Origin of the sequence: Paenibacillus graminis (assembly GCF_000758705.1) — a bacterium.
Classification (GTDB): domain Bacteria; phylum Bacillota; class Bacilli; order Paenibacillales; family Paenibacillaceae; genus Paenibacillus_AQ; species Paenibacillus_AQ graminis.
Window position 1 is genome coordinate 827447 of record NZ_CP009287.1, and the last position, 12122, is coordinate 839568.

A 12122-nucleotide genomic window follows, 5' to 3' on the forward strand; every position below is an offset into this window, starting at 1 on the left:
GACAGCCCTCTGAAAGAATGACGGGGACTGTCTTTTTTGTTTTTAGGGATATTTTTCTGCCTGTCACAATTTGGGAGCCGGAAAGCGTTATATAGGTGTAGGCAGTCAACGAGGAGGTGATTCTTTGGAACAACGAGACCCCGGGGCCCAAGTGAGTCCAACGCTGGTTGATGAAGCCATAAATCAGGTGCGTGCAGGAGACCGTGAGGCTTTTGCAATTATAATCCGGGCCTTTGAAAGGCAGATATATACCTATTGTTATTACATTTTGAAGAGTCGGGAAGAAGCTGAGGATGCGGTTCAAGATATTTTTGTGAAAGTGTATCGGGAGCTTGAGCGCTATAGGAAACTAGAATCTTTTTCTGCCTGGCTGTATAAAGTGGCCTACCATCATTGTCTTGACCAGATTCGAAAACGTAAGCGGCGCAGCCGTCTGTTATCCCTGTATAAAGAGCAGCACCCGAAGGCTTATTCTGATCCTAGTGATGAAGGGCCGGTACAGTTATTGATGGGCAGTTTATCAGCCGAGGAAAGTAATCTGCTGATCCTCAAGGTTGTAGAACAGTACAGCTTCGAGGAGATGGGGAAAATTATGGGCTGTAATCCTGCTGCCCTGCGGAAGAAATTTGAACGACTGCGTAAAAAGCTGGTCCAGCAGAAGATGAATGAAGGAGGAAACCCTCATGGAAAAGTGGCAAAATCCCACTGACAGCCAAAAGACGGAAGACATTCGTCAGGCTCTCAGAGATCATAAAATGCCGGTAGACAGCTACAGCAGTCAAATTATGAAACGAATAGGAGAACTGGATGTGGAGAAAAGAAAGTCAACGAAACGTGGCAGCAATGTGCTAAAGAAAACATTGTTTGCCGCATCCTCAGCCGCAGCTTTGGGAGCCGGGATCATTGGTACAGGTTTTGTATCGCCGGTTATGGCAGATACCTTGAAGCAAATCCCTATCGTGGGCAATGTATTTAAAATTGTAGAAGACAAGGGACTCAAAGCTGCGGCCGACAAGGGATTATCCACTGTTCCTAACCAAAGTGTCACCCATGATGGCGTGACCTTGAAGATTACAAACGCTTATTATGACGGATCAAGGCTGGCTCTGGCTTTTGAAAGGGAAGGCATTGATAATGAAGAGATGTTAGGGAAGATAACAATTGAACCTATAAAGTTTGATCCAGCCGTTAAAGAGAAACATGCAAATACAATTTTGGATCAGTCCGTAAAGGGGTTGTTGGGGCTGCCTATTGTAAAATTACCGGATGGAAAAGAAATATCGTATGGTTCTGGAAGCACAGGAGATGTTAAGGGGCAAAAGAACACTCTTCTGTATGATCTTAGAAATCTGAACAACACCGCAGCCTTTGGTGATGAATTCGTGTTAAGTGTAAGTGTGCCGGTTACACAAGTCGCAGAGCCTTTCGAATTTAAAGTGCCGTTGAAAAAAGTAACCGAAGGAATTGTCAGACTGGACCTGAACCAAACGAAAACCACAGGAGAATTCAGCTATACCATTAAAAAACTGGAACTGACCCCGGCGACGAGCAGATTGGTTGTTGACCAGGAGGGAAAAATTCCAAGCTCTCCGAAACCAGCGGCAGGATACAGTGTTTCTGAAATGTTCTATGAACTTTCGGATGACCAAGGCACAGCGTTTACTTCATCCGGGTCTTTCCTTCTGCCAGCCATAGTCTATCCAATAGTGGATCGGGACTTTGACCCCTTCCCGCAAGGTACAAAGAAAATTACAGTTAAGCCGTTCACGTATTCCATTGACCATAATCTTGAACCATTGATGGATGCTGAAGGGAACAAGGTGAAAACATACTACCCGGAACTGGAACAAACCATTCAAATTCCGCAAAAAAACAACAAATAGACTTCCGGTTCGTTCGGTAATAAAGTTAAGGCTCGTGTCTGCATTGCGGACGCGGGCTTTTTTAAAAAATATAAGTATATGTTGGGGTCACCGCAAAGTATCTGAATCAGCCTCAATGCAACTTCTTCGGCTGTTGGCTCACTCACTGTTAATGTATAAAGCCTTCAGTACCACCGCTTGACGATATTTGCTGACTTTCAATACATGGTATAATAGGATGTTGACAGGGAAGGGAGAGAGCTATGAAGGTATTGGTACTTGCCGAGAAGCCGTCGGTTGCGCGCGAGATTGCGCGGGTGATGGGCTGTGGAAACAAACAAAAGAGTTATATTGAAGGACCAAAATATGTGGTTACCTGGGCATTGGGGCATTTAGTGGGCCTGGCGGAGCCGGAGGACTATAACAATAAATATGCCAACTGGGCACTGGAGGATTTGCCGATTCTGCCGGAGAAGGCCAAGCTGAAGGTGCTGCGGGAGACGGGCCAGCAGTACAAGGCCGTGCAGCAGCTGATGAAGCGGCAGGACATAGAGGAACTGATTGTGGCTACGGATGCTGCGCGTGAAGGCGAACTGCTGGCGCGTTGGATTATGAATATGGCTGGTTGGAAAAAGCCGTTCCGGCGGCTCTGGATCTCTTCGCAGACGGATAAGGCAATTAAGGAAGGATTCGCTTCACTCCGGCCGGGACGTGAGTTTGACCGGCTGTATGAATCGGCGCGCTGCCGTGCTGAGGCGGACTGGATGATCGGGCTAAATGTGACGCGGGCGTTGACCTGCAAGTTCGGTGCGCCGCTGTCTGCCGGGCGGGTGCAGACACCGACACTGGGCATGATTATGGACCGGGAAAATGAAATTACCGGCTTCCGTTCCCAGGAGTATGACTTGCTGACGGCTGATTTTGGCAGCTTCCAGGCCGGTTGGCGGGCCCAGGGCGGAGATGGGCGTATTTTTGAACGGGATAAAACAGCGAAACTGAAAGAAAGGCTCACGGGACGAAGCGGACGCATCGCCAAGGTGCAAAAAAGTGAGAAAAGTGAACCCCATCCGCTGGCTTATGATCTCACAGAGCTGCAGCGCGATGCGAACCGCAAGTTCGGTTTCTCGGCTAAGCAAACCTCAAGTGTGCTTCAGCGGCTGTATGAACAGCATAAGCTGGTGACTTATCCGCGTACGGACAGCCGGTATCTGACGTCGGATATGACAGGCACGCTCAAAGAAAGGCTGGACAGCGTAGCTGTTGGGCCTTATGCGGCACTGGCAAGACCACTGCTGCGTAAGCCGCTGCCGATCACCAAGCGGGTTGTGGATGACAGCAAGGTGAGCGATCACCATGCAATCATTCCTACGGAGCAGACTGTACTTCTCAATCAGCTAAGTGCTGAGGAGCGCAAGCTCTATGATCTGATTGTGCGCCGGTTCATCAGCTTGTTCTATCCTGCAGCCCGTTATGATGCGGTGGCGGTGACGGTAAACGTTGATGGAGAAGTTTTTCATGTCAAAGGCACAACGGTAAAAGATGCGGGCTGGCGTGAGGTTTACGGCGGGGATCTGAGCAGCGATGACGAGGAAGAGAACAGCGCAGATGAACCGGCGGCAAGCAGTGTGAAGCTCCCCGAGCTGCGTGAAGGGGAAGCTGTTACCGTGCAGCGTTGCCTCATCCGGCCAGGCCGGACGCAGCCGCCGAAGCGCTACAATGAAGCTTCACTCCTGACTCAGATGGAGAAGCATGGGTTAGGAACACCGGCTACACGTGCAGACATTATTGAGAAGCTAGTCAGCTCCGATACGATTGAGCGTCAGGGCAATCTGCTGCACCCCACAGGAAAGGGCAAGCAGCTGATCGGACTGGTGGCAGGACAGCTGCGCACACCGGAGCTGACCGCGCGCTGGGAGGCTGAGCTGGAGAAGATCGCCCGCGGACAGGGGCGTCCGGAGCCTTTTCTGCAGGGCATCCGAGGCATGGCACAGGAGCTGGTGTCCGGTGTGAAGAATAGCGGGGCGGAATACAAGCCGCATAATGTCTCGAACAGCCATTGCCCCAACTGTGGAACAAGATTGCTGGAGAAGAAGACCAAGCGCGGCAAGCTGCTGGTCTGCCCGGCAGATGACTGCGGCTATACCCGTGCAGGGGAGAAACAGTTATCTAACCGCCGGTGCCCGCAGTGCCATAAGAAGATGGAGCTGAAAGAGGGCAAAGCCGGGCGCTATGTCCAATGCCTCGGTTGTGGAATTACCGAGACAATAGATAAGGACCAAAAGCATATTAACAAACGTGAGCAGCAGAAGCTCGTGCAGCAGTACAGCAAACCGGAAAGTGTAGGTTCTAACCTGGGTGAGCTGCTCAAAGCAGCGATGGAAGCCAAGGAGAAGGGCAAATAAGAAGATTATTAACGAACCTGCTGCAGCCGGGAATGAGCTGTTTAGGAATGAAATAAAGACTGTTAAAGACTGCCGGGCGTGTGCGGCAGTCTTTATTATATGAAATTAAATATTAAAAAATGTAGACCATACGGAAGCCACAGATTGTAATGGAACATGTTGAAGCAGGCAGGTCGCCTGCGGGGGAAAACGGACAGAGAAGACACTATTCAGTAGAATTTTCTGAATTTTGCGGGTGATTCAGACTCAAAAGACGTTATTTTGTTTTTTTAGTCCAGAATGAGGGGGATAGATAGGTCACATTCGTTAGATAAGGAACTGAAGCTAAGTGGAAAAAGTAAAACTAATTAGCCGAGATCCGGGTTACAGAAGGTTTTAGTGGGATTTTGTACACCTAATTCATGTATATTCATCCCATATGGCAGTTTTCAGCCGGATTAGTGGTAGTTTTTCCCACATAGGATACCCCATAAGCAGAATGAGTTTGAATTAGTGATACTTTTCCCCTCTTAGAATGTTTGCCCGCTCCATTTTAAAATGGATATCCCAGTGAAATCTACACGCATAGAATGTTCTAATGGACACAAAGAGGGATATTTTCTAACATCGGTTATTCATTTGTTTGTATGCCGGAGTGGCAATATGGACTGTCCAATGAAACGCAGATATGCTTTACTTAAGGATGTGAAGCAGGACAGATAAGGGTTGCGGAAAAATAGAAATAAGCGGGTGATGAAGTGGCGGCAGTTCAGCAGCGTAATGTTGAAGCACAAACGGTGGCAGCCCAGGGGGAAAAGGGCGGGAGCCGGTTTTTCTTTTTGATAATTGTCTTTATGTTCTGGTTCTCTTCTTACATTTATGTACCGGTGCTCTCGCCGTATGTGGAGCATTTGGGAGCCTCTTATGTAATGGTTGGGGCAGTGCTTGGTGTGTATGGGCTGATGCAGATTCTATTCCGGCTGCCGATCGGCATTGGTTCGGATGTTCTGAACCGGCGCAGGCCTTTTATCTACCTGGGACTGTTCGCCAGCGGCGCAAGCTGCTTGCTGTTCCTGGCGGGTGCGGACCCTGGCTGGGCGCTTGCCGCACGGGCGGTTTCCGGAATTGCAGCATCGGCTTGGGTAGTTTACTCGGTGATGTTTGCCGGATATTTTCCGAAGGAGGAAACTGGAAGGGCGATGGGCATGCTGCAGTTTACCACGGTGATTGCACAATTGGCGAGCATGATGATCAGCGGGTATGTAGCAGAGCACTGGGGCTGGAACGCCCCGTTTATTATCGGTAGTGTGGTGGCTGCGGCTGCGCTGCTGCTTGCGTTCCGTTTGCCGGAACAACAGCAGGACAAGCGGGAAAATTCAATTCAGATCAAAGACCTGGCTGAGGTGATCAAGGAGCCGCTGCTGGTCAAAGTGTCGCTTTTATCCGTACTGGCGCATTGTGTATTGTTTATTACGATGTTCGGGTATACCCCGAATCAGGCGCTTGCTATCGGTGCGGATAAGGAAAGCCTCGGCTGGCTCACTTTAGCTTTTATGCTGCCCCATGCGGCAGCAACATTATATGGTTCCCGCTGGTTCGGAAGGCTGCTCGGTGACCAGGGAACACTGCTGCTTGGGTTTGCCGGAAGTGCACTGTTTACGCTGCTCATCCCTTCGATGCCGACACTTGCTGCCCTGTGCGCGACCCAGGTGGGGAATGGCTTTATGCAGGGGCTGATTTTTCCTTTGCTGCTGGGCAAATCAGTCTCCGGGGTGGCACCGTTCAAACGGGCAACGGCAATGGGGTTCTACCAGGCGGTGTATGCCATCGGTATGTCTGGCGGTCCTTTTGTGGCGGGCTGGATGAGCTCGGCCTATGGATTGAAAGGCGGGTTCTGGCTGGGAGGTATCGCCGCTGTGCTGGCTGCATTGCTCTCCTGGATATGGATCAGGGAAGCAGGCAAGAGCGGCGGCCAAGCCCAAAGATCGGAGCGGAGACTTGAAACATAAAAAGTGAAAGATTCACATTATAAACTTTTTCTTCTATTCTTGCTGAACGGGATACATGGAAGCGATAAAGAGCATCGCCGCCTCGGAAGATACGCCTTTTAAGGACGGGAACGCTGTTTTTACTTGGCAGCTGATGTAAGAGTTATTGGTTTTTTGTCAAAAAGGGGATTATAATATAGTAGATAGGTTGAGTGGGAGGAGGGGCAGGCAAGGATGGTCCAGGTTGTATTGCTGTGGTTCGCACTGATTAATATTATTGGTTATGTGGTCATGTCCGAGGACAAGAACAAGGCCAGGAAAAGACGGGACCGTGTACCCGAAAAAACACTGTTTCTGCTGGCATTCATGGGCGGCGCGCTGGGCGTGCTGATTGCCATGTACCACAAACGCCACAAGACCAGGCATACTTCCTTCGTGATCGGAATTCCGCTCTTGCTGCTGCTGAACATCTTGCTGTATGGTTATTTTTTGGGATAAACAAAACAGAAGAAGAGGTGGCGTACATGTTATTCTCGAAAATATTGCTGGCCTATGACGGTTCCAAGGCTTCCAATCAGGCGCTGGAGCGCGCGATCGAACTGGCCAAGGTAACTCCGGGCTCATCCCTTTACGTCGTACATGCTTTTGAATTCCCGCGTTTTTTTATCGGGGAAGCTCTCGCGCCTCTGCCGGCTTCAGTGAATAAGGATTATTATGATTTGGCGGTACAAACCACCGATGAAGTGAAAAGCCGTCTGGAAGCGGAAGGACTGAATTCGACAGTTGAACTGCTGCAGGGCTCCCCTGCTGAAGTGATATTGACTTACGCTAAGGAGCAGGGTGCGGATGTGATTGTGATCGGCAGCCGCGGGCTGGGCGGAATTCGTGAATTTGTTCTGGGCAGTGTAAGCCATAATGTGGTTCAGAGCGCGCGTATTCCAGTACTGGTCGTAAAATAATATATTATCCTGGAGGAGCGCTCGTGCGTTCCCCTTTTTTCTTTTTGGCGGCGGAATAGCGTGTGTGATGAAGAATCCAAATGTGCCCAAAAGCGAACGTTTTAACTCCTTTATATGACAATGTTCGTGTTTAAGTTGACATGATGTGTAGGCCATTGTTAAGATGAACCTATGAAGAGCTCGTATAAAACCGGGGATAGGGCCCGGAAGTTTCTACCCGGTAACCGTAAATTGCCGGACTACGAGGGAATAGGATGACTAGAACGGCCGCCAGCGCCGCCTTGGACACGGGGCGGCGAGCTGTGCGCTTGTCCCTGCTGCATGCCGCTGAAGCTGTAAATAGGGGCTGCACTCCTAATTCCTGAAGTAGTCTGGGTCCATCCGCAGCAAAATGCGTCTGGAATCCGGGCTTTTTTTTTCGGATTTATGGAAAACTAGAATGAAACAGGACAAACTTATTACCACATGAGTCTCTAAATTGGGAAGCGGAAGGTAGGTTGAATCATGTCTGTGCAGGTTGGTGTCATCATGGGCAGCAAGTCAGATTGGGAAACGATGGAGCATGCTTGCAACGTCCTTGAGGAGCTGGGGATAGCGTATGAGAAAAAGGTGATATCGGCGCACCGCACACCGGATCTGATGTTCCGCTACGCGGAGGAAGCGGCAGGCCGCGGCTTGCGCGTCATTATTGCCGGAGCAGGCGGAGCAGCGCATCTGCCGGGCATGGTGGCAGCAAAGACCATGCTGCCCGTTATCGGTGTCCCGGTGCAGTCGAAGGCGCTGAATGGTCTGGATTCGCTGCTCTCTATTGTGCAGATGCCGGGTGGCATTCCGGTAGCCACCGTTGCGATTGGCCGTGCAGGGGCGACCAATGCGGGGCTGCTGGCCGCGCAGATCATCGGCGCGTTCGATCCTGAGGTGCAGAGCAAGGCGCAGCAGCGGCGCGACGCCATTCAGCGCGAAGTGCTGGAAAGCAGCGAGAGCCTATGAGGCCGGAGGAGCTGAAGGCCGGTGGAATGGCGGCTCCGGCGGAGAAGCTGAAAGCACAGAGCCTGGGGGCTGCGGGGCAAAGCAGCCCGGAGGGCAGGGGGAATGCGAAGCCGGCAGCTGCCGCTTCGGGGGACACCGCCGCGCCGGGTACAGGCGCGCCCCGGACATTGCTGCCCGGCGCGACCATCGGCGTCCTCGGCGGCGGGCAGCTCGGGCGGATGATGGCGCTGGCGGGCAGCGCCATGGGCTACCGCTTCGTAGCGCTGGACCCTGCGCCGGATGCGCCCTGCGGGCAGGTGACGCCGCAGATTACAGCGGCGTACGACGACCGGGACGCGGCGCGTGAGCTGGCCCGGCGCGCGGACGTCATCACGTACGAGTTCGAGAACGTCGACGCGGATGTGGCAGCACTGCTGACGGCTGAGTCGTACGTGCCGCAGGGCAGCGCGCTGCTGTATACGACGCAGCATCGGCTGCGCGAGAAGGCCGCCATCGAGGCGGCAGGCGTCCCAGTCGCCCCTTACCGCAAGGCCGGCAGTCTGGCCGAGCTTACGGCCGCTGCAGCCGAGCTGGGCCTTCCCTGTGTGCTGAAGACAGCCACAGGGGGATACGACGGCAAGGGACAAGCCGTCATCCGCCAACCGGTAGAGCTGGAAGCCGCCTTCCGGCAGGTAGCGCCTGGCGTCTCAGCCGGCGGCGCTCCACCAGAGCTGGTGCTGGAGAAATTTGTCGCCTTCAAATGCGAAATTTCTGTGGTGGCTGCACGCAGCGCCTCCGGCGAGGTGAAGAGCTTTCCGGCCGCGGAGAATATCCATGTGAACAACATCCTGCATATGTCTATCGTGCCTGCAAGGGTGCCGGAAGAGATTCAGCGGCGGGCCTGCGAGCTGGCCGAGCGGATTGTCTCCGGGATGAATGCGGTTGGACTGCTCGCCGTAGAAATGTTCGTCACAGACAGCGGCGAGCTGTTCGTAAATGAGCTGGCGCCGCGTCCGCATAATTCCGGGCATTACACGATGGATGCCTGTGTCACCTCGCAGTTTGAGCAGCATGTGCGGGCCATCTGCAATCTGCCGCTTGGAGACACCACACTGCTAACCCCTGTGGTCATGGTGAATGTGCTTGGCCAGCATCTGGATGGAGCCATTCAGGCGGTCTGTACCCCGGATGAAGCAGGAAACCGGCTTGGTGTAGCACCCAAGCTTCATATATATGGCAAGTCTGAGAGCAAGACCGGCCGCAAAATGGGACACATCAACCTGCTCTGCAAGGATACCGGCGACGGACTGTCCTGGGTGGAGCAAACTAACCTTTGGAGGAACTGAACAGATATGATCGAACGTTACAGCAGACCTGAGATGCGGGCCATTTGGACCGAAGAGAATAAATTCAACGCGTGGCTGGAAGTGGAAATTTGCGCATGCGAGGCTTGGGCCGAGCTGGGAGTCATCCCGTATGAGGATGCTGCGAAGCTGCGCAAGGATGCCAAATTCGACATCGACCGCATTAATGAGATTGAGCTCGAAACGCGTCATGATGTGATTGCTTTTACCCGTGCGGTATCCGAGAGCCTGGGCGCGGAGCGCAAATGGGTGCACTACGGATTAACCTCGACGGACGTTGTGGATACGGCGCTCGGCTATCTGCTGCGCCAGGCCAACGAAATTCTGGAGAAGGATATTATCAATTTCATCGAAATCCTCAAAGACAAAGCGCTGGCTTACAAAGACACTCCGATGATGGGGCGCACCCATGGCGTGCACGCTGAGCCAACTACGTTTGGACTCAAAATGGCGCTCTGGTACGAGGAAATGAAGCGCAATCTGGAGCGTTTCCGCCATGCTGCAAACGGCGTGCAGTTCGGCAAAATCTCCGGAGCGGTCGGCACTTACGCCAATATCGACCCGTTCGTTGAAGAATTTGTCTGCCGCAAGCTGGGCACCAGCCCGGCGCCAATTTCCACACAGACGCTGCAGCGTGACCGCCACGCGGAGTATATGGCTGCGCTGGCCCTTGTCGCTACTTCCCTGGACAAGTTCGCTACCGAAATCCGCGCGCTGCAAAAGAGCGAAATCCGCGAGGTGGAGGAGGCTTTTGCCAAAGGACAAAAGGGTTCGTCGGCAATGCCGCATAAACGTAATCCGATCGGCTGCGAGAACATCTCCGGCCTGTCCCGTGTTATCCGCGGCCACATGGTTACTGCTTACGAGAACGTGCCGCTGTGGCATGAACGTGATATCTCACACTCTTCTGTGGAGCGGATTATCCTGCCGGATGCGACTATGCTGCTGAACTATATGCTGAACCGCTTCGGCAACATCGTGAAGAACCTGACTGTGTTCCCGGACAATATGAAGCGCAACATGAACCGCACCTTCGGGGTGCCGTTCTCCGGACGCATCTTGACCAAGCTGATTGACAAGGGCTTCAGCCGCGAGCAGGCCTACGATACCGTGCAGCCGCGCGCGATGCAGGCCTGGGAGGAGCAAACCCAGTTCCGCGATATCGTAGAGGCTACCCCGGAGATCACCGCTGTGCTCAGCCCGGAAGAGATTGAGGATGCTTTTAATCCTTCCTGGCACCTTAAGCATGTGGATACCATCTTCCGCAAGCTGGAGCTTATCTAATTAAAAGGTAAGTTAGTGGTGAACTGAGGAGCTGGAGAATAATACGAGCGGGAGCGCTGAGAAGTTATTTTGTTTCTGAGAAGCGGAGCAACAGGAGATTGGAATAGGTATTTGGGTTAAAGATGAACGGAGAGAAATTTTGGAACTGGAGAAGCGTTAGCGTTCGCCTTTATGTTTGGATTTCTACCGCTATCAGCGGTTCAAAACAGGAAATTCAAACATAACAGCGATCGGAAGTCCAAACATTTCTTGCAGTGAACCTATTAACCCCAGGAGTATTCAATTTTTGTCGATTCGAATCGAAGAAAAGAAGACGTCCTGGCTCTTTTAGCTCAAGTATATACACAAGATCATTTGTTCAAGGGAGGAAAGGTCATGACATACCCTGCCGTATCCACGGCTGTGGATCTCGTAAATGCACCGCTGCTCTACAAAGGAAAGGTTCGCGAGTTGTACGATCTGGGGGAAGAAGTGCTGATCGTGGTCACGGACCGGATATCCGCATTTGATTATGTGCTTGACCCGGCGGTGCCGGAGAAGGGCAATGTGCTTAACCGGCTCAGCGCGTTCTGGTTTGGCAAAACCAGTGAGCTGATGGAGAACCACGTCGTGCATATTGATGTGGACCAGCTGGGAGGGATCGTGAAGGACCGGGAGGCGCTCAGAAACCGCATTATGGTCGTCCGCAAAGCAGAGCGTATTGACATTGAATGCGTTGTGCGCGGCTGCATTACCGGCGGCGGCTGGCGGCAGTATCAGGAGACCGGCAAGGTCAACGGAATCGGGCTTCCTGCGGGCCTGCGCAAAAACGCGCAGCTGTCCCAGCCGATTTTCACCCCTGCGGCCAAAAATGATGTCGGTCACGACGAGGATATCCCTTTTGAGAAGATGCAGGAGCTGGTTGGTGCGGACCTTGCGCTGGAACTCAAGGAGAAGAGCCTGAAGCTGTTCGCTTTTGCCAGAGAGTACTGTGAAGAGCGTGGCATTATCCTGGCGGATTGCAAATTCGAGTTCGGGCTGCTGGACGGCAAGGTGATCCTGATCGACGAAATTTTTACCCCGGATGCTTCACGTTTCTGGGCCAAAGATAAATACGCGCTGGATATTGAGATTGACAGCATGGACAAGGAGCCGGTACGGACCTACCTTTCCGCATCCTCCTGGGACAAGAACAGCACCCCGGACCCGCTCCCGGCAGAAGTCGTGGAAGAAACCACCCGCCGTTATCTGGATATTTATCATCGCCTTACGGGCAAGTCGTTATAGATTTTTGTATTTTCCCGGCCAGTATTAATTGCACTCTATGCAGTTATTT

General features: G+C 52.5%; 10 protein-coding genes and 1 riboswitch. All 10 genes read left to right on the forward strand.

Annotation, left to right across the window (positions count from 1 at the left end; translation table 11 throughout):
• The first annotated feature begins 124 nt into the window (after positions 1-124).
• Positions 125-709 carry an RNA polymerase sigma factor gene (locus PGRAT_RS03555; RefSeq protein ID WP_025708276.1) on the forward strand — a complete coding sequence of 195 codons (585 nt, stop codon included), beginning with the start codon at positions 125-127 and terminating at the stop codon, positions 707-709.
• Positions 684-1883: a DUF4179 domain-containing protein gene (locus PGRAT_RS03560; RefSeq protein WP_025708277.1), complete on the forward strand. Its 1200-nt coding sequence runs from the start codon at positions 684-686 to the stop codon at positions 1881-1883. Before PGRAT_RS03555 ends, PGRAT_RS03560 begins: the two co-directional genes overlap by 26 nt.
• A gap of 242 nt (positions 1884-2125) precedes the next feature.
• Positions 2126-4264: a DNA topoisomerase III gene (locus PGRAT_RS03565; RefSeq protein ID WP_025708278.1), complete on the forward strand. Its 2139-nt coding sequence runs from the start codon at positions 2126-2128 to the stop codon at positions 4262-4264.
• 737 nt (positions 4265-5001) lie between these two features.
• Positions 5002-6252: an MFS transporter gene (locus PGRAT_RS03570; RefSeq protein ID WP_025708279.1), complete on the forward strand. Its 1251-nt coding sequence runs from the start codon at positions 5002-5004 to the stop codon at positions 6250-6252.
• A 213-nt stretch (positions 6253-6465) separates the two neighbouring features.
• Positions 6466-6729 carry a DUF1294 domain-containing protein gene (locus tag PGRAT_RS03575; RefSeq protein WP_020427264.1) on the forward strand — a complete coding sequence of 88 codons (264 nt, stop codon included), beginning with the start codon at positions 6466-6468 and terminating at the stop codon, positions 6727-6729.
• A 26-nt stretch (positions 6730-6755) separates the two neighbouring features.
• Positions 6756-7190, forward strand: coding sequence for a universal stress protein (locus tag PGRAT_RS03580; RefSeq protein ID WP_025708280.1), 435 nt, complete (start codon positions 6756-6758; stop codon positions 7188-7190).
• Between the two features lie 160 nt (positions 7191-7350).
• Positions 7351-7452, forward strand: a riboswitch (purine riboswitch).
• 242 nt (positions 7453-7694) lie between these two features.
• Positions 7695-8180, forward strand: a complete 486-nt coding sequence (gene purE / locus PGRAT_RS03585; protein WP_025708281.1) for a 5-(carboxyamino)imidazole ribonucleotide mutase — start codon at positions 7695-7697, stop codon at positions 8178-8180.
• A complete protein-coding gene (gene purK / locus PGRAT_RS03590; protein ID WP_081954725.1) occupies positions 8177-9505 on the forward strand; it encodes a 5-(carboxyamino)imidazole ribonucleotide synthase in 1329 nt (442 codons plus the stop codon). The genes purE and purK overlap by 4 nt, the downstream gene beginning before the upstream one ends.
• A 6-nt stretch (positions 9506-9511) precedes the next feature.
• A complete protein-coding gene (gene purB, locus PGRAT_RS03595) occupies positions 9512-10807 on the forward strand; it encodes an adenylosuccinate lyase (RefSeq protein WP_025707973.1) in 1296 nt (431 codons plus the stop codon).
• A 375-nt stretch (positions 10808-11182) separates the two neighbouring features.
• Positions 11183-12073, forward strand: a complete 891-nt coding sequence (locus tag PGRAT_RS03600; RefSeq protein ID WP_025707974.1) for a phosphoribosylaminoimidazolesuccinocarboxamide synthase — start codon at positions 11183-11185, stop codon at positions 12071-12073.
• Positions 12074-12122 lie beyond the last annotated feature (49 nt).